This is a genomic window from Kitasatospora sp. NPDC004272 (assembly GCF_053603035.1).
The window spans coordinates 1-17577 of sequence record NZ_JBSGET010000067.1; the positions used below are offsets into that span (position 1 = coordinate 1).

The 17577-nt window shown below is 75.9% G+C and carries 18 protein-coding genes and 1 pseudogene; 10 read left to right on the top strand and 9 right to left on the bottom strand.

The genetic code is table 11. The features are described 5' to 3' along the window. Positions 1–234 (top strand): annotated as a pseudogene (locus tag ACWEO5_RS21140) (heavy metal translocating P-type ATPase); the annotation flags it as partial. A gap of 142 nt (positions 235–376) precedes the next feature. Then, entirely contained in the window at positions 377–820 is a 444-nt protein-coding gene (locus ACWEO5_RS21145; protein ID WP_452163838.1) for an iron chaperone, read from the top strand. 13 nt (positions 821–833) lie between these two features. Here ACWEO5_RS21145 and ACWEO5_RS21150 read toward each other — a convergent pair whose 3' ends face one another. Beyond that, entirely contained in the window at positions 834–1685 is an 852-nt protein-coding gene (locus ACWEO5_RS21150) for an isocitrate lyase/phosphoenolpyruvate mutase family protein (protein WP_344549530.1), read from the bottom strand. 112 nt (positions 1686–1797) lie between these two features. Here ACWEO5_RS21150 and ACWEO5_RS21155 point away from each other — a divergent pair, with 112 nt between their 5' ends. Next, the gene (locus ACWEO5_RS21155; RefSeq protein ID WP_452163839.1) at positions 1798–2787 is read left to right on the top strand and encodes a DUF5937 family protein; all 990 of its coding nucleotides are present in this window, start codon (positions 1798–1800) and stop codon (positions 2785–2787) included. 3 nt (positions 2788–2790) lie between these two features. Here ACWEO5_RS21155 and ACWEO5_RS21160 read toward each other — a convergent pair whose 3' ends face one another. Further along, on the bottom strand, positions 2791–3702 hold the full coding sequence (locus ACWEO5_RS21160) for a hypothetical protein (RefSeq protein ID WP_452163840.1): 912 nt from the start codon (positions 3700–3702) through the stop codon (positions 2791–2793). 126 nt (positions 3703–3828) lie between these two features. On the opposite strand from ACWEO5_RS21160, the gene ACWEO5_RS21165 reads away from it, so the two are divergent. Together ACWEO5_RS21165 and ACWEO5_RS21170 are read left to right on the top strand one after the other, a co-directional pair. Continuing rightward, positions 3829–4041 (top strand): DUF4287 domain-containing protein, encoded by a 213-nt coding sequence (locus ACWEO5_RS21165; protein ID WP_452163841.1) that lies wholly within the window; start codon positions 3829–3831, stop codon positions 4039–4041. Positions 4042–4067: 26 nt separating this feature from the next. Continuing rightward, the gene (locus ACWEO5_RS21170) at positions 4068–4865 is read left to right on the top strand and encodes an alpha/beta fold hydrolase (protein ID WP_452163842.1); all 798 of its coding nucleotides are present in this window, start codon (positions 4068–4070) and stop codon (positions 4863–4865) included. Between the two features lie 107 nt (positions 4866–4972). Here ACWEO5_RS21170 and ACWEO5_RS21175 read toward each other — a convergent pair whose 3' ends face one another. Both ACWEO5_RS21175 and ACWEO5_RS21180 read right to left on the bottom strand, forming a co-directional pair. After that, complete coding sequence (locus tag ACWEO5_RS21175) at positions 4973–5428, bottom strand: MarR family winged helix-turn-helix transcriptional regulator (protein ID WP_344549535.1); 456 nt, start codon at positions 5426–5428, stop codon at positions 4973–4975. Positions 5429–5489: 61 nt separating this feature from the next. Next, positions 5490–5912 (bottom strand): SRPBCC family protein, encoded by a 423-nt coding sequence (locus tag ACWEO5_RS21180; RefSeq protein WP_452163843.1) that lies wholly within the window; start codon positions 5910–5912, stop codon positions 5490–5492. 207 nt (positions 5913–6119) lie between these two features. Here ACWEO5_RS21180 and serS point away from each other — a divergent pair, with 207 nt between their 5' ends. Then, positions 6120–7415: a serine--tRNA ligase gene (serS, locus tag ACWEO5_RS21185; protein ID WP_452163844.1), complete on the top strand. Its 1296-nt coding sequence runs from the start codon at positions 6120–6122 to the stop codon at positions 7413–7415. 52 nt (positions 7416–7467) lie between these two features. On the opposite strand, the gene ACWEO5_RS21190 is transcribed toward serS, so the two are convergent. Both ACWEO5_RS21190 and ACWEO5_RS21195 read right to left on the bottom strand, forming a co-directional pair. Then, positions 7468–8550 carry a sensor histidine kinase gene (locus ACWEO5_RS21190; protein WP_452163845.1) on the bottom strand — a complete coding sequence of 361 codons (1083 nt, stop codon included), beginning with the start codon at positions 8548–8550 and terminating at the stop codon, positions 7468–7470. Beyond that, entirely contained in the window at positions 8547–9203 is a 657-nt protein-coding gene (locus tag ACWEO5_RS21195; protein WP_344549539.1) for a response regulator transcription factor, read from the bottom strand. The genes ACWEO5_RS21190 and ACWEO5_RS21195 overlap by 4 nt, the downstream gene beginning before the upstream one ends. 68 nt (positions 9204–9271) lie before the next feature. Between ACWEO5_RS21195 and ACWEO5_RS21200 the strand changes: the two genes are divergently transcribed. Both ACWEO5_RS21200 and ACWEO5_RS21205 read left to right on the top strand, forming a co-directional pair. Next, a complete protein-coding gene (locus tag ACWEO5_RS21200) occupies positions 9272–10612 on the top strand; it encodes a diacylglycerol/lipid kinase family protein (RefSeq protein WP_452163846.1) in 1341 nt (446 codons plus the stop codon). Positions 10613–10629: 17 nt separating this feature from the next. Beyond that, positions 10630–11187, top strand: a complete 558-nt coding sequence (locus ACWEO5_RS21205) for a phosphatase PAP2 family protein (protein WP_452163847.1) — start codon at positions 10630–10632, stop codon at positions 11185–11187. Between the two features lie 220 nt (positions 11188–11407). On the opposite strand, the gene ACWEO5_RS21210 is transcribed toward ACWEO5_RS21205, so the two are convergent. Continuing rightward, entirely contained in the window at positions 11408–12247 is an 840-nt protein-coding gene (locus ACWEO5_RS21210; RefSeq protein ID WP_452163848.1) for an NAD-dependent protein deacetylase, read from the bottom strand. A gap of 439 nt (positions 12248–12686) precedes the next feature. On the opposite strand from ACWEO5_RS21210, the gene ACWEO5_RS21215 reads away from it, so the two are divergent. Beyond that, positions 12687–13880 carry an amidohydrolase gene (locus ACWEO5_RS21215; protein ID WP_452163849.1) on the top strand — a complete coding sequence of 398 codons (1194 nt, stop codon included), beginning with the start codon at positions 12687–12689 and terminating at the stop codon, positions 13878–13880. A 63-nt stretch (positions 13881–13943) separates the two neighbouring features. On the opposite strand, the gene ACWEO5_RS21220 is transcribed toward ACWEO5_RS21215, so the two are convergent. Both ACWEO5_RS21220 and ACWEO5_RS21225 read right to left on the bottom strand, forming a co-directional pair. Further along, positions 13944–15431: an APC family permease gene (locus ACWEO5_RS21220; protein ID WP_452163850.1), complete on the bottom strand. Its 1488-nt coding sequence runs from the start codon at positions 15429–15431 to the stop codon at positions 13944–13946. A 49-nt stretch (positions 15432–15480) separates the two neighbouring features. Continuing rightward, positions 15481–16701 carry an amidohydrolase family protein gene (locus ACWEO5_RS21225; RefSeq protein ID WP_452163851.1) on the bottom strand — a complete coding sequence of 407 codons (1221 nt, stop codon included), beginning with the start codon at positions 16699–16701 and terminating at the stop codon, positions 15481–15483. 144 nt (positions 16702–16845) lie between these two features. On the opposite strand from ACWEO5_RS21225, the gene ACWEO5_RS21230 reads away from it, so the two are divergent. Continuing rightward, entirely contained in the window at positions 16846–17502 is a 657-nt protein-coding gene (locus tag ACWEO5_RS21230; protein WP_452163852.1) for a GntR family transcriptional regulator, read from the top strand. Positions 17503–17577 lie beyond the last annotated feature (75 nt).

The window sequence follows — 17577 nt, forward strand, 5'->3', positions numbered from 1 at the left end:
CTCACCCTCGTCCGCGGCGACCTGCGCTCCGCCGCCGACGCCATCCGCCTCTCCCGCCGCACCCTGACCACCATCAAGGGCAACCTCTTCTGGGCTTTCGCCTACAACGTCGCCGCCCTGCCCCTGGCCGCCACCGGACTCCTCAACCCCATGATCGCCGGCGCCGCCATGGCCTTCTCCTCGGTCTTCGTGGTCGGCAACAGCCTGCGGCTGCGGAGCTTCAAGGCCCGCTGAGCCGCTGGCCGAACTGACCGGTCCGGCCCGGGAAACCCCTCCCGGGCCGGACCGGTCAGTTTCCGAGAAGCCGCCGCAGCCGCTCCGTTCCTAGGATTGGGGACGTCAGCAGGGAGCAGGAACGGGAACGGGAGGACCGGTCATGGCGGAGAAGCACGAGGGTTTCACGGCGGACGAGCGCGCGGCGATGAAGGAGCGCGCCAAGGAGCTGAAGGCGGAGTCCAAGCGGGCGTCGGCGGCGGCGAAGGCGGCCGAGGCGGAGCAGGACCTGCTGGAGAAGATCGCCGAGATGCCGGAGGAGGACCGGGTGCTGGCCCAGCGCTTCCACGCGATCGTCACCGAGGTCGCGCCGCAGCTGGCCCCGAAGACCTGGTACGGCATGCCCGCGTACAACAACGCGGACGGCAAGCCGGTGTGCTTCTTCCAGAGCGCCGCCAAGTTCAAGTCCCGGTACGCGATGATCGGCTTCAGCGACAACGCCGCGCTGGACGACGGCGAGATGTGGCCCACCTACTTCGCGATCGCCGGCCTGGGCGAGGCGGAGGCGGCCCGGGTCGCCGACCTGGTGAAGCGCGCGGCCTCCTGAGACCGAGTGGCGATCAGCGCCCGGCGAGCAGCCCGTTGAGGGTGCCGTAGTCGAGCGAGTCGGCCAGCGCGCCGTACGTGCCGGGGCCGAGCAGTTCGGCGGCGGCCCGGTGCGCGGCGGTGTACGCGGCCTGGGCGAGCGCGGTGCCCAGGCTGATCCGGCGGACCCCGGCGGCGGCGAGTTCAGCGACGGTCGGGCCGCCCGGGACGGCCATCGCGTTGACCGGCAGCGGGGACGCGGCGGTCAGCTCCGCCAGCGCGGCGAGGTCGAGCAGGCCGGGGACGAACAGCGAGTCGGCCCCGGCCGCCGCGTACGCCTCGGCGCGGCGCAGCACCTCCGCCGGGCGGCCGTCCGCCGGACCGATCCCGAACAGGTGAACATCGGTACGGGCGTTGACCAGCAGCCCGGGCAGACCGGCCTCGGCCGCGGCCGTCCGGGCGGCGCGCAGCCGGGCGGACTGCTCGGCGACGGTGAACAGCGGCCCGCCGGGCGCGGCCGAGTCCTCCAGGTTGACGCCGACCGCGCCCGCCGCGACCACCGCCCGGACGGTCTCCGCCACGTCCGCCGGGTCCGGCCCGTAGCCGCCCTCGACGTCGGCGGTCACCGGGACGTCCACGGCGGCGGCGATCCGGCGCACCAGCTCGGCCATCGCCGCCCGGTCCAGGCCCTGCCCGTCGGCGCGCCCCGCCGACCAGGAGACGCCGCCGCTGGTGGTGGCGATCGCGGACGCCCCGGCCGCGGCGACCACCGCCGCGCTGCCCGCGTCCCAGGCGTTCGGAAGCAGCAGCGGCGCGTCGGCGGCGGCCAGCGCGCGCAGGGCGGCGGCGTGCTCGGCGGAACGGGCGGGGAGGGTGCGGTGCGACATGCGGGACTCGCTTCCGGTGCGGTGCTCGGGAGGGACGCGTCCATCCTGGCGGACCCGGTCGCGCCGGGCCGACCGATTAAGCTGGGGCCGAATCGACCGAGGGGGTGGCGGGGTGCGGACCGGTCTGCCGCTGTCGGTGGGCGACCTGGCGCTGACCAGGTTCGCGCTCTCGCCGATGTGGGAGGTGGTCGCCGCCTTCCGCGCGCTGGCCGCCGACCCGGTGCCCGCGCCGCACCGCCGCTGGGCCGCACAGGTCCGGCCGCGGCTGGCCGCCGCCGGACTGGACCGGGGGTGGCTGGCCGAACTGGTCCCGCCGCACGGGCACCTGCCGGACTTCCTCAACCCCGTCCCGGACGAGCCGGTCGCCGACCTGGCGACCGAACTGGCCGCCGTCCGGGCCACCGGCCCCGAGCTGCTCCGGCACGACCTGGACTGCCTGCGCGCCGACCGGAACGGGCGGGCCGGCGCCCGGCTGCGCGTGCTGGAACGCGCGCCGGAGCAGGCGCTGCGGCGGATCACCGCCGAGGTCGAGGCGTTCTGGCAGCTCGCCCTGGCCCCGTACTGGTCGCGGATCCGCGCGGTGCTGGAGGCGGACGTCCTGCGGCGGGCCCGGACGGCCGCCGAGCGGGGCAGCGCGGCGATGCTCGGCGAACTGCACGGGACGGTGCGCTGGGCGGACGGCACCCTGCACCTGTCCGAGCGGCACTGCGCCGTCACCCGGATCGCGACCGGCGCCGGCCTGCTGCTGGTGCCCTCGGTGTTCGCCTGGCCCCGGCTGCTGACCCGCACCGTCGCCCCCGACCCGCCGCAACTCTGCTACCCCGCGCTGGCCGCCGCGACCGTCTGGGAGCACCGCCCCGGCCCGCGCGCCGAGGCGCTCGCACCGGTGCTCGGCCGCACCCGCACCCTGCTGCTGGCCGAGCTCGACGTCCCCGCCTCCACCACCGAACTCGCCGCCCGCTGCGGCCTGTCCGCCCCGGCGGTCTCCCAGCACCTCACCGCGCTGCGCACCGCCGGCCTGGTCTCCTCGCACCGGGCCGGGCGCTGCGTGCTGTACGCCCGGACGGCGGTCGCGGACGGCTGGCTGGGCTCCCTGCCCTGAGCGCTAACTCCCCTCGTACGCGCGGAGGGTGAGCAGGGCGGACAGGGTGACGCCCGGGCGGGCCTCGTTCTCGGTGGCGGCGGACCAGCGGGCCCAGTTGATCGGCCAGCCGCCGTCCGGGAGTCGGCGGGCGGCGAGGTGGTCGAGGCCGCGCTCGACCTCCGCGTCGGTGAACCAGGCGCGGGCCAGGCTGTCCGGGCGGGGCGCGTAGTCGTGCGGGAGGTGGAACTCGCCGGGCGCGTAGCCGGGGGCGAGGCGGACCTGCTCGGGGCGCTCCGGGTCGAGCAGCACCAGCTGCTGGTCGCGCACCAACTCGCCGATCCGGACGGCCTGTTCGGCGGCCCAGCCGCGGTCGGGCACGGCGTCCAGGAAGCCGACGGCGGTGATCACCTCGTACGGGTGGGTCACCTCGATCGCCTCGATCGCGCGGCGGCAGAACGCCTCCGCGCCGGTCAGCCAGGGGTGCTGCAGTCCGGCCCGGAGCAGCGGGGCGGCGATCTGGCCGGTGGAGAGCAGTTCGGCGGGCGGGTCGTCGGCGATCGGCAGGAAGGGCGGGTGCGGGTAGCGGCGCAGGCTGGGCAGGACGGCCGGGACGCCGCCGTCCCCGGTGGTCAACGCGGCTGCCCAGTCGCAGAGTTCGGTGCCGCGCGGGCCGTTCAGGGCGCCGGCCTCGGCGAGGATCCGGGCGGCGGCACCGGCCGCGAGGGGCTGGGCGGCGGGGCCCCGGACGTCCGGCTCCAGGCCGTAGGCCCAGCCGCCGTCCGGGGTGCGGTAAGCGTCCAGGGCGGCCAGGACGCCCGCCGGGTCGGGGGCGGGGCCGAAGAGGTGGGCGAAGCGCCGCTGTTCGAGGACCCGGCCCGCCGTCCACAGGTAGTCGGCTGCCCGCTCGATCGTGCTGTCGTCGATGCGTGCCATGGCCCGACCGTACGGGCCGGGAAGAACTTTCGCGAGGACCGATGAGTTTCGCCCGGGCGGTCCGTCTTCTCCTGTGACAGCATCGCGCAGCACCCGCGGGGCGCGTGGAACGAACGGAGTCGCCAGATGAGCACCGAGCAGAAGGCCACGGGACCGGCCAGCTACTTCCCCTCGATCGAGAAGAAGTACGGCCGCCCGATCGCCGAGTGGCAGCAGCTGATCACCGACTCGCCGCTCACCCGGCACATGGAGCTGGTGGGCTGGCTGAAGTCCGAGCACGGGCTGGGGCACGGCCACGCCAACGCGCTGGTCGCGTACCACCTCGCCACCGCCAAGTGACCGCCGACATCCAGCAGGGAGTGGGAATGACCGAGTACGTGACCTCCGCCGACGGCACCCGCATCGCCTACCAGGTGGCGGGTGGCGCCGGACCGGCCGTGGTGATCGTGGACGGCGCGATGTGCCACCGCGCGTTCGGCCCCTCCGGCGGGCTGGCCGACGAACTCGCCGGGGCGCACCGGGTGTTCAGCTACGACCGGCGCGGGCGCGGCGGGAGCGGCACGGGCGGGCCGTACGCCGTGCAGCGGGAGGTGGAGGACCTGGCGGCGGTGGTCGCGGCGGCGGGCGGCCGGGCGACGCTGCTCGGCCTGTCCTCCGGCGCGGCGCTGGCGCTGCGGGCGGCGGGCGCGGACATCGGGGTGGAGCGGGTGGTGGCGTACGAGCCGCCGTTCAGCACCGACGACGAGCAGCGGGCCCGGTTCGCGGAGTACCGGGCGGGCGTCGAACGGGACGTCCTGGCCGGCGAGCCGGGCGAGGCGGTGGCCCGGTTCATGGCCTTCGTCGGCTCCCCCGCACCGGTGGTCGCGCAGCTGCGCGAGTCGCCGGCGTGGCCGGCCTTCCTGGCGGTGGCGCCGACCCTGGTCAACGACGCCGAGGTGCTGGACGGCGCGGAGGGCGCGCCGGTGCCGACCGCCCTGCTGGCCGGACTGCCGGTGCCGGTGCTGGTGGCCGACGGCGAGCTGAGCCCGGCCCTGCTGCGCGACGCGGCCGCCGCGACGGCCGCCGCCGCGGGCGCGGAGCACCGCACCCTGGCGGGGCAGACCCACGAGGTCGCGCCGGACGTGCTGGGGCCGGTGGTGGCCGGGTTCGTCGCCCGGGGCTGAACGGCCCGGGGCTGAGCGGCCCGGGGCTGAGTGGCCCGAGGCTGAGCGGCCCGGGGCTGACGGTGCGAGCATCCGGGCGAGCGGGCCAGCAGGCAAGCGGGTGGGCGTCAGGGTGCGTCGACCAGGCGGCGCAGCAGACGGCTGAGTTCGTCTCCGTCGAGGGCGGGCGAGCCGTGGGCGGCGGGGGCGAAGAAGGCCCGGTCGACGGCCTCGACCGCCGGGATGGCGGCGCGGGCGAGGGCGACGCCGCGCGAGGTGATGCGCAGGCGGCGGGCTCGGGTGTCGTCCGGGTCGGTGGTGCGGTCGAGCAGGCCCTTGGCCTCCAGCTTCCGGACCACCTGGGAGGTGGTCCGGACGTCGGTGCCCGCCTGGGCGGAGAGCTCCTGCTGGTTGGGGGTCTCGCCCCGCTCGTTGAGCCACCAGGCGCAGGAGAGCAGCACGAACTGCGGGTGCGTCAGGTCGTGCGGGGCCAGGGCGGCGGCGACCTCGCGCTGCCAGCGCAGGGTGGTGTGCCACAGCCAGAAGCCGGGGCTGTTCGCCGGGCCCTCGACCAGTCCGTCCATGCCGCTCTCTCCTTCGTCCTTCTGCTGCGTGCGCTTCGTCGTTCCGGCCGGGCGGCCGTGGTCAGGCGGTCCGTTCGGCGCGGGCGAGCAGGGCGGCCATCGCCTCCGGGAAGTCCTCGGTGATCATCGGGCCGAGCTCGGGGCCGAGCCGCCCGGCGTCCGGGCCGGTGATCTCCAGGCGGTGGACCACCCGGGTGCCGCCGCCGGGGAGGGCGGTGAGGGTGTGCGAGAAGTCCAGCACGGCACCGCCGAACTCGGTGCGGTCGGCGTAGGCGCGGCCGGGCTCGATCCGGGTGATGACGGAGACGATCGGGTCCTGCCCGACCGGGGTCATCGTGACCGTGCCGCCGACCTCGAACGGGCCGTCCAGGGCGACGGCCTCCATCGAGGTGTCCCAGTCCGTCCAGTTGTCCAGGTCGCCGAGCACGGCCCAGACGGCGTGCGGGGCGGCGGTGGTCTCGGCGGTGTACTCGTGCTGCCACATGGCGGTTCCCCTCGTTCGGCGTGCTGCCGACTCGTCTCCCGAATTCATCTACGCGGAGATTATCCCTGCAGGGATCATCTCCGCAAGGGAGCGGCGCGCACGGCGGGCAGCGGCCCGGAAAGGCACTGCACCGGTTTCCCCCGCCCTGCTACGGTCGGGACGAATCCGCCCCGCCCGAACCGTTGCGACCGAGGAGAACCGACTCCGATGCATGATGCCCGCGTCCTGATCGACCTGGGGGACGAAGCCGTCCGGCTCCTGGCACGTCGTGGCTACCAGCTCGACCTGTCCGCGCTGGAGGCGCTGCAGTCCCGCCGCAACAGCGGCATCCAGGCCGGTGACGAGCTGCGGGCCCGCTCGAAGCAGGTGGCCCAGGAGGTGCAGCGCACCGCCAAGCAGGGCGGGGACGTCGGCGAACTGAAGGAGACCGCCCGGGCGCTCAAGGAGCAGGTCCAGCAGAACGAGGCGGAGCTGGAGCAGGTCCAGCAGGAGCTCACCGACCTGCTGCTGACCATCCCCAACCTGCCCGACGACGAGGCCCCCGACGGCTTCTCCGACGCGGACGCCCGCGAGCTGCGCCGGGTCGGCGAGCCGCCGCGCTTCGACTTCGCCCCCAAGGACCACGTCGACCTCGGCGAGGCCATGGGCATCCTGGACTTCGGCCGGGCCGCCAAGCTCTCCGGTTCGCGCTTCAGCGTGCTGCGCGGCGCCGGTGCCGCCCTGGAGCGGGCCATCTCGTCCCTGCTGCTGGACGTGCACACCCGCCGGCACGGGTACGTCGAGCACGCCGTGCCGTACCTGGTGAACCGGCGCACCATGACCGGCACCGGCCAGCTGCCGAAGTTCGAGGAGGACCTGTTCAAGACCGGCGTCGCCGACCGGGACCTGTTCCTGATCCCGACCGCCGAGGTCCCGCTGACCAACCTGTACGCGGACGAGATCGTCCCGCCGGCCGAGCTGCCGCTGGCGCTCACCGCCTACACCCCGTGCTTCCGCTCGGAGGCCGGCTCCTACGGGCGGGACACCCGCGGGCTGATCCGGATGCACCAGTTCTCAAAGGTCGAGATGGTGCGGATCTGCGCCGCCGAGCAGGCCCGGGAGCAGATGCAGCTGATGGTCTCGCACGCCGAAGCCTGCCTGCAGGAGCTCGAACTCGCCTACCGCGTCGTCGCGCTGGCGGCCGGCGACACCGGCTTCTCCGCGCAGCTGACGTACGACCTGGAGGTGTGGCTGCCCGGGCAGGAGACCTACCGGGAGATCTCCTCGGTGTCGGACTTCGGCACCTTCCAGGGCCGCCGGGCCGGCATCCGCACCCGGGACGAGAAGGGCAAGCCGACCCCGGCCGCCACCGTCAACGGCTCGGGCCTGCCGCTGGCCCGCACCATCGCGGCGGTGCTGGAGCAGCACCAGCAGGCGGACGGCTCGGTGCTGCTGCCCAAGGCCCTGCACCCCTACCTGGGCTTCGCCCGGATCGGCGCGGACGGCACGCCCGCCGCGGAGTAGCGGAACGGGCGACCGGGCCGGGAGCGCCGGCGGCGCTCCCGGCCCGTGACGTTCACCCCCCGGCGGGAATCCGGGCGGTCACCCGCCAGCCCGGCCCGTCCGGACCGGCCGTCAGTTCGCCGCCGAGCGCGGCGATCCGCCCGCGCAGCGCGTCGAGGCCGGTGCCGCCGCCCGGGCGCGGGTGCGGGTGGGCGGGGCCGCCGTCGGTGACGGTGGCGGTGAGGCCGGTGCCGGGGGCGTGGGCGAGCACCACGGCGACCCGCCGGGCGGCGGGGGCGTGCCGGCGGACGTTGGTGAGCGCCTCCAGCACCGCCCGGTAGCCGGCGTCCTCGACGGCGGGCGGCAGCGCGGGCAGTCCGGCCAGGCCGTGCAGTTCCGGCGGGGTCGGGAAGTGGCCCAGCAGTTCCGGGAGTTCGGCCAGGGCGTGGTGGCGGGGCGCGGCGCCGCCGGGGTCCCGCAGGGCGTCCAGGGTGTGGTCCATCGAGGCCAGGGCGCGCTGCCCGGCGGCCTCCAGCCGGGCCAGCAGCCGGGCGTTCTCGGCCGGGTCGTAGCCGCCGCCGAACCGCGCGGCCTGCACCTCCAGCAGGATGCCGGTCAGCTCGTGGGCGACGTAGTCGTGCAGGTCCCGGGCGACGGCCAGCCGCTGTTCGCGGCGGGCGTCGTCGACCGCGCGGGTCCGGCGCTCGTCCTGCCGCCGCAGGTACAGGCCGGTGCCGACGGCGGCGGCGACCGGGGCGGCGGCGAGGAACACCCCGGCGACCGAGGCGTCCAGCGGGGCCGGCTGCCGGAGCGCGAACCGCAGCGGCAGCACCAGGGCCGCGCCCGCCCCCAGCCCGCCGCCCCACCAGGCCCGGCGGCCCGGCAGGGCGCGGACCGCGCGGACGGTGAGCGCCAGCAGCGCCGCGTACTCGACCGGCATCCAGAGCAGGGTCAGCCCGTTCCGGCCGACGTACGCCAGGTCGACGGCGAGCGACAGTCCGGCGGCGCCGAACACCGCCCGCGGGCGGCCCGGGACGGCGAGGGCGAGCACGGCGGCGGCGGTCAGCGCCGGGATCCAGGCCGGCCACGGTCCGAACGGTGCGGGCGCGAGCAGCAGCAGCACGGCGACGGCGAGCAGCGCCCGGCGGGTGGTCACGGCAGGTCCGTCAGGTAGCCCAGTTCGAAGGCCCGCATCGCCACGCCGACCCGGTTGCGGACGCCCAGCTTGCGCTGCACGTGCGCGACGTGCGTCTTCACCGTGCCCGCCGAGATGAACAGCGCGGCCGCGATGTCGGCGTTGGTGCGGCCCCCGGCGACCTCCCGGACGATCTCGATCTCGCGCGGGGTGAGCGGCTCCGGCAGCGGTTCGGCGTCCGGGCGGCGGCCGGTGACGTGGCGCAGCAGCCGGACCGTCACGGACGGGCTGATCAGGCTGTCCCCCGCCACCGCGGCGCGCACCGCCTCGACCAGCAGGGCCGGCCCGGAGCGCTTGAGCAGGAAGCCGGACGCGCCGCCGCGCAGCGCCGGGTACACGTACTCGTCCAGGTCGAAGGTGGTCACCACGACCACCCTGACCTGCGGGTCGGCGCCCGGCCCGCACAGCTGCCGGACCACCTCCAGGCCGTCCATCCGGGGCATCCGGACGTCGACCAGGGCGACGTCGGGGCGCAGCGCCCGGGCGGCCTCGACGGTGGCGACGCCGTCGCCCGCCTCGCCGACCACTTCCAGGTCGGGCTGGGTCTCCAGGATCCGCCGCAGGCCCCGCCGCACCATCTCCTGGTCGTCGGCGATCAGCACCCGGATGGTCACCCGGCGGATTCTGCCACAGGGATGCGGCGCGCCGGGCGGGGTAGCTGACAGGGCGTTAACGTCGACGGATGGGAGAGGCGGCGAGGGTGGAGCAGCCGGCGAGGACGGTGTGGCTGGCGCGGGCGGCGATCGGTTGCGGGCTGGCGGCGGTGCTGCTGCTGGCGGCGGGGGCCGGCCTGCGCGGGGCGCTGGTGGTGGCGGTCGGGGTGGCCGCGCTGGCGCTGATGGCGGTCGGCGGGTGGTGGGCGCTGTCGCGGCGCGGGCCGCTGCGCTGGCTGGGGGCGCTGCTGGCGGTGGCGGCCCCGGCGGGCGCGGTGGTGCTGTACGTCGGCGGCGGGACGTGGCCGTGGGTGCTGGGCGCGGTGGCGCTGTGGGCGGCCGGGCTGTGGCTGGGCCGGCTGGCGCTGCGCTCGGCGCAGCGGACCAGGCGGGTCCCGGAGCGGGAGGTCGATCCGCCGCGCAAGGCCGTCCTGATCATGAACCCGAAGTCCGGCGGCGGGAAGGTCGAGGAGTTCCGGCTGGCGGAGCGGGCCCGGGAGCTCGGCGCGGAGGTCGTGCTGCTGGACCCGGACGCCCACCAGGACGTGGCGGAACTGGCCGAGCGGGCCGTGGCGGACGGCGCGGACCTGCTGGGCGTGGCGGGCGGCGACGGCACCCAGGCGCTGGTCGCCCAGGTCGCGGCCCGGCACGGGCTGCCGTTCCTGGTGGTCTCGGCGGGCACCCGCAACCACTTCGCGCTCGACCTCGGCCTGGACCGCGACGACCCGGCCCGCTGCCTGGACGCGCTGACCGACGGCGTGGAACTGCGGGTCGACCTGGGCGAGGTCGCGGGCCGGGCCTTCGTCAACAACGTGTCGTTCGGCACCTACGCGGAGATCGTCCAGAACCCCGAGTACCGGGACGCCAAGACCGCCACCATCCTGGCCATGCTGCCCGACCTGCTGGTCGGCTACGCGGGCGCGCGGTTGAGCGCCGAGGCGGGCGGCGAACGGCTGGAGCACCCGCAGGCCGTCCTGGTCAGCAACAACCCGTACGACGCGGGTGACCTGCTCGACCCCGGGCGGCGCTCCCGGATGGACCGCGGGTGCCTGGGCGTGCTGGGCGTGCGGGTGGACGGCGCGGCGCAGGCCGCGGACCTGGCGCTGCGTGGTACGAGTGCGGAGGCGGTGACGGTGCTGGTCGGCCGCGAGGTGCTGGTCACGGCGGACGTGGCGAGCATCCCGGTCGCGGTGGACGGCGAGGCCCTGGAGCTCGACGTGCCGGTGCGCTGCGTCATCCGGCCCGGCGCGCTGCGGGTGCGGGTCCCGCGCGACCGGCCGGGCACGGTGGCCCCGGCCCCGAACCTGAAATGGAGTCGCCTGGCGCACCTCGCGTCGGGCCGGACGGAGACGAACGGCGGTGCGCGGTGAGGACGTTGACGCGGTGGGTGCTGGCTGGACAGCGCGTGGTCGCGGACCTGTCGGCGGTGGACGAGGCGGTGTACGTCGCGGTGGCCGCGACCCCGACGCCGACCCTGGACCTGCGGCTGCGGCAGCTCTCCACCACCGCGAACCACTCGAAGATCTCGATCGCGGTGGCCTGCGGGCTGGCCCTCGTCCCGGGACGCCCGCGGCGGGCCGCGCTGGTCGGGCTGGCCTCGGTGGCGACGGCCTCGGCGGCGGCGAACCTGCTCGGCAAGTCGCTGGCCCGGCGCCAGCGGCCGGACCGGGTCGCGGGCAAGGTGCCCGAGGCCCGGCACGTGCCGATGCCGGAGTCGGCGTCCTTCCCCTCCGGGCACACCGCGTCCGCCTTCGCCTTCGCCACCGGGGTCGCCTCCCGGCTGCCGTGGGCCGCGGCACCGCTCGGCCTGCTGGCCGCCTCGGTCGGCTACTCCCGGGTCCACACCGGCGTCCACTACCCGGGCGACGTGGTCGCGGGGGCGCTGCTGGGGACGGTCGCGGGGAGCGTGGTCGCGGGCATCGACGAGTGGTGGCCGGGCGGCTGAGACCGGCGGACGCGCGTTCGGGGGCCGGCAAGAACGGCGAGAAGCGAAATCAGGGGCCCGGGGAACGGCGGGGCCGTGCTGCTGACGGCCGGAGCCCGTCGAAGTGTTCGTGCTGCTGCGTGCCGTAAACAGAACCATGAGCAGATGCGCGCTCCGGCAGTGAACCGTCAGCAGACCGGGCCCCGCCGTTCCCCGGGCCCCTGGTGGTGGTCGCTCTCCGTCACTTGAGGTCGGCGGCCAGGGCCGTCAGGGTCTCGCCGAGGGGGCGGTCGAGGCGGACGGCGGCCAGGTCGTCGGCGCGGGTGGTGCCGCGGGTGACGATGGCGACCGGCTTGCCGGTCTTCGCGGCGTGCCGGACGAAGCGCAGGCCGGACAGCACGGCGAGCGAGGAGCCGAGGACGAGCAGGGCCCGGCCCTCGTCCACCAGGCGGTAGCACTGCTCGACCCGGTCCTTGGGGACGTTCTCGCCGAAGAACACCACGTCGGGCTTGAGGACGCCGCCGCAGGCGGTGCAGGAGGCGACCACGAACGAGGCGACCAGGGCGTCCGGGAGTTCGACGTCGCCGTCCGGGTTGATCCGCGAACCGGCGTCCCGGAAGGACGGGTTGAGGGCGGCGAGGCGTTCGTCGAGGGCGCTGCGGGGGGTGACGGCGGCGCAGTCCAGGCAGATCACCCGGTCGAGGCCGCCGTGCAGTTCGACGGCGTCGGCGGTGCCGGCGGCCCGGTGCAGGCCGTCCACGTTCTGGGTGATCACGGCGCTGATCCGGCCCGCGTCGCGCAGCCGGGCCACCGCGAGGTGCCCGGCGTTCGGGCGGGCCCGGGAGATCACCGACCGGCCGGCGTGGCTGCGCGCCCAGTAGCGGCGGCGGGCCGCCTCGCCCGCGACGAACTCCTGGTACGTCATCGGGGCCCGGTTGCGGCGCACGCCGTCCGGCCCGCGGTAGTCCGGGATGCCGGACTCGGTGGACAGCCCGGCCCCGCTCAGCACCACCACTCCGCCGCCCGCCAGCAGCCGGCCCACCTCGGGGAGTCCGTCCTCGTGCACGCTCATGCCGTCCATTGTGGAACGCCCGGAACGCGAACGGGGCACCCGCACGGGAACCCGGCGGCCCAGGCAGTACCCCCACGCACCGCCCGGGCCGCCCCGGGTGCGGACGCTCCGGCCCCCACAGCCCGAACTTCCGCTGCCTCCTTTGTACTTCCATTCACCACCTGCGCAGAAGACGCCTACGGACCTTTCTTGGGAGCGCTTCCACGCAGCCACCGCGCGCCGGGCGGACGCCACCGCCCCGCGACCGCCCCGGCCGCCCCGGCCGCCCGCCCGGCGGCCGCCCGCACCGAGCACCCCTGCCGGACGCCCCCGGGGGCACCTCCTCCCGGGCAGCACGAATCACCAACTCACTTTGTAGAGAAGCAAGTTGACTGCTCGACCGGAAGCGGTTCGAATGGTTCCGGAACTTGTCAGACCGAGTCCTCAGCACCGCCCCGGGAGCGACACCATGCACGTCACGCTGTTCCGCCAGGTCCGCCCGTTCGGCGGCCCGGTCACCGACCTGGTCGCCGTCGACGGCGTCCTGGCGGCCGGACTCCCGCCGGGCGCCGAACCGTCCGCCGTCGTCGAGGGCGGCGGCCGGATCGCGCTGCCGACGCTGGTGGACGCGCACGTCCACCCGGACAAGACCACCTGGGGCGAACCCTGGTACAGCCGCCGTCCGGCGCACGGCCTGCCGGAGTACGTGGCCGCCGACGTCGAGCTGTACGAGCACCAGCGCGCCCCGGTCGGCGAGCGCGCCCACCGCCTGCTGGCGCACGCGGTGACCCGCGGCACCCGGGCGGTGCGCGCGCACGTGGACGTCGCCCCCGCGTACGGCCTGGCCGGGGTCACCGGCCTGCGCGAGGCCGCCGAGCGGCTGGCCGGGAAGCTGGACGTGCAGTCGGTGGCGTTCCCGCAGCACGGCGTGGTGCGCACCCCCGGCGCGGCCGAGCTGCTCACCGAGGCGGCCCGGACGGGCCTGGTGGACGCGGTCGGCGGCATCGACCCGGCCGGGTTCGACGGCGGCGGCCCGGACGGCCGCGAGCAGCTCGACCTGCTGTTCGGCCTGGCCGAGCGGTACGGCGTGCTGCTGGACGTGCACCTGCACGACCGCGGCCCGGCCGGGCTGGGCCCGCTGCGCGAACTGGCCGCCCGGACGGTCGCGGCCGGGCTGCAGGGCCGGGTGACCGCCAGCCACGCGTTCTGCCTGCCCGAGCTGCCCGCCGCCGCGCTCGGCGCCACCGCGGACGTGCTGGCGGCGGCCGGGATCGCGCTGACCACCGTCGCCCCGTCCGCGCACCAGGTGCTGCCGTTCCGCGAGCTGCGCGCCCGCGGCGTGCGGGTCGGCCTCGGCTCGGACGGCGTCCGGGACTCCTGGAGCCCGTACGGCAACGCCGACATGCTGCACCGGGCCCACCTGCTCGGCTGGACCACCGACGCCCGCACCGACGCCGAACTGACCGACTGCCTGGAGCTGGCCGCGCACGGCGGCGCCGAGCTGCTCGGCCTGCCGAGGGCCGCCCTGGTGCCCGGCGCGCCCGCCGACTTCCAACTGGTGGACGGCGAGTGCGTGCCGCAGGTGGTGGTGGACCTGCCGCCGCGCGAGCTGGTGGTGAAGGCCGGCCGGGTGGTCGCCGAGCACGGGAGGCTGCTGGACTGAGACGCGCCGCAGCGGCGGTGGCCGCCCTCCGCCGGGGCCGGCCGCCGCCGTCCGCGCGCCCGCTCAGTCGCGTTCGACGTCGACCTCGGTCAGCCGGGCGAACCGCTCCGGGTCGGTGCGCCGGATCCGCCGGGCGACCTGCCAGCCGACCGCCGCGACCACCGGCAGCGGCACCAGCAGCAGCCAGTTCACCAGGCCGGTGCGCCCGGTCAGCAGGTCGAAGTTGAACAGCGCGAGCACGGCCAGGACGGCCAGTCCGGCGGCGGCCAGCAGCGGCGCCCAGACCACCCGGAAGGCCGACATGCCGCGCCGGTCCGCGCGGAAGAACGCGAACACCGCGACCGCCGCCAGCGCCTGCATCACCATGATGCCGAGCACGCCGACGCTGTTGGACCAGAGCAGCACCACCAGGTACGGGTCGACCGCGAGCACCGCGCCCAGGCCGATCACCAGCGCGTTGAACGCCGACTGCACCAGCACCGCCCGGCCGGGCGACCCCGTCCGCGGCGACACCCGGCCGAGCCCGCGCGGCAGCAGGCCCTCCCGGCCCAGCGCGTACAGGTAGCGGGCGGCGGCGTTGTGGAAGGCCAGCGCGGAGGCGAACGCCGACACGATGATCAGCACGTGCATGGTGTCCGACAGCCACAGCCCGACGAACCGCTCGGCGGCCCGGAAGGTCAGGTCGGGGCCGCCGTCGGCGCGGGCCTGCGCGACCGCCTCGTCGGTGCCGTAGGCACCCATCACGATCCAGGTGCCCAGGGCGTAGAACACCGCCAGGAAGCCGATCGCGACGAAGGTGGCGCGCGGCACGCTGCGGGCCGGGTCGCGGGCCTCCTCGGCGTAGATCGCGGTCGCCTCGAAGCCGGTGAACGCGCCGATGACCAGCACGAACATGCCCGCCACCCCGGCCTGGGTGAGCAGCGAGGGGTCGAAGGAGACCGGGTCGAGCGCGGCCGTCCCCCGGTCGGCCAGCACCCCGCCCTCCATCAGCAGCAGCGACAGCACCTCCAGCACCAGCGCCACGCCGAGCACCTTCGCCGACAGCGTGACCTTCAGCCAGCCGAGCACGCCGACCACGACCACGCACGACCCGGACAGCAGCCACCAGGGCACGTGCGCGCCGGTGCGCTGCTCGATGTGGTCGGCCGCGAAGTAGCCGAACGCGGCCGCCACGCCGGGAGTGATCAGGTTGTAGCTGACCACCGCCACGTAGGCGGTGACCACGCCGAGGGTCCGCCCCAGCCCGCGCGCCACGTACGCGTAGAACGCGCCGGCGTTGCGCACGTACCGGCTCATCGCGGTGAACCCGGCGGCGAACAGCACCAGCAGCGCGCCCGAGATCAGGTACGCGGCCGGGGCGGAGGCCCCGCCGACGCCGATCGCGAACGGGGCGATCCCGGCCAGCACGGTCAGCGGCGCGGCCGCGGCGACCACGAAGAACACCAGGTCGGTGGTGCCGATCAGGCCCTTGGCCAGCCGGCCCGGGGCGGCGGACGGGTCGGGCGGTCCGGCCGGGGCGGCGGCCCGGTCCGCGGAGGGGGTGAGGGTCACGGTGGGGGGTCCTTCCGGGGGTGCTGCGGATGTGCGTGGGGGAACTTCGCTACTGCGCAAGGCCGTTGACGCGGTCCAGCACGGTGCGGCCGCGGTGCAGCACCAGCAGCCGCTCGGGGTGCGCGGCGACGGCTTCGGGCACCGAGTGCGCGGCGACGGCGACCAGGTTCGCGGGCCGCCCGACGGCGATCCCGTACTCCTCGACGCCGAGCGCCCGGGCGGCGTGACCGGTGGCCAACTCGGCTGCCAGCAGCAGTTCCTGATCGGTCATCAGCTCGCCCTGCAGCCCGATGACCGTGGTCCGCTCCAGCATGTCGCCGGTGCCGTACGGCCACCACGCGTCGCGGATGTTGTCGGAGCCCGCGAACACCAGCACGCCCAGCTCGTGCAGCAGCTTCACCGGCGGCATCGTCCGGGCCGGGCCGTTGGTCAGCACGGCCACTCCGGCCGAGGCCAACGCCGAGGCGGTGCGGGTGAGTTCGGTCCCGGCCAGCTGTCCGAGGCAGTACGCGTGGCTGACCGCGACCTTCCCGCCCAGGCCCAGCGCGGCGGTCCGCTCGGCGATCGCCCGCAGCTGCACCGCGCCGACCTCGCCGCCGTCGTGCAGGTGGACGTCGATGCCCGCGCCGTGCCGCTCGGCCAGGCCGAAGATGACGTCCAGCTGGCCGTCCACGTCGTCGTCGAAGCCGAACGGGTCCAGTCCGCCGATCAGTTCGGCGCCCTCGCGCAGCGCCGCGTCCAGCAGGTCGGCCACCCCGGGCTCGGCGACCACGCCGCTCTGCGGGAACGCCACCAGCTGCACGTCGATCAGTTCCCGGACCCGCTCGCGCGCCTCCAGCACCGCGTGCAGGTGGTCCAGCCCGGTGTCCGGGTCGACGTCCACGTGCGAGCGGACGAAGCCGGTGCCCAGCGCGGCCATCCGGCGGGCCAGCGCCTCCGCCCGGTCGGCCACCGGGGTGTGCGCGGCGACCTCGCGGCGCAGCGTGCGCTCGGAGGCGATCTGCTCGCGCAGCCCGCCGGTGGCGCGGTGCGGCTGCCAGGGCGCGCCGAGGAAGGTCTTGTCGAGGTGGGCGTGCCCGTCGACCAGCGCGGGCAGCAGCAGCGCCCCGTCCAGCACGGCCCGGCCGGGACCCGGTTCGGGGCGCTCGCGGCCGGCCGGGGCGGGGGCGATCCGCGCGATCCGGCCGTCGGCGATCCGCAGGTCGGCCCGGGAGCCGTCCGGGAGGGTGGCGTCCAGCAGGAGGTGCGGGCCTGGCGGGAGGGCGGTCACGGGCGGGCTCCGGTGCTCGTGGGGGCGGGTGAGCCGCCAAGGTATCTGGTATACCGAATACCAGACAAGGGGACGGCCCGCATCGATCTGGAATGATCTGATCTACTGCCCGCGCCTCCGCCCGCTGCCGCCTGGAGCCACCCGATGACCGACACCCTCGGCGACGCCCACCAGTCGCTGGCGGACCTCGTCTACGTCCAGCTGCGCGAGCGGATCATCGAGGGCGAGTACCCCGCCGGGCAGCGCCTGGTCGAGCGCGAACTCGCCGACGGCATGGGCGTCTCCCGGATCCCGGTCCGGGAGGCCATGCAGCGCCTCGAACGCGAGGGCTTCCTCACCGTCCAGGCCCGCCGCGGCGCCGTCGTCGCCGACTTCGGCCCCGAGGAGGCCGAGCACTTCTTCGCGGTCCGCGAGTCCCTGGAGGCGCTCGCCGCCAGCCTCGCCGCCCGGAACGCCACCCCCGCCGGCGTCCGCGGCCTCGAACGCGTCCTGGCCCGCACCCGCAGGGCCGCCGAGGCCGGTCGGCTGCGCGAGACCGTCAGCCTGAACGCCGACTTCCACCGCGAGATCGTCGAACTCTCCGGCAACCCGCTGCTGCGCGACATGATGGCCCCGCTCGACGGCCGCCTGCGCCGGCTGTTCCGGCTCACCTCCGACGACGAGACCAGCCTCCCGATGTGCACCGAGCACCAGCAGCTGCTCGACGCCATCCGGGCCCGCGACCCGGAGACCGCCGCCGCCCTCGCCCGCCACCACGTCGCCGGCACCCGCGCCTTCGCCCGGCAGGCCCTCGGCGGGTAGCCCCCGGGGCCCGCGACGCCCACCCGAACTGCGCGAATGGCCGCGTAGTCCCCACCTCGGCACACCCCCTCCTCA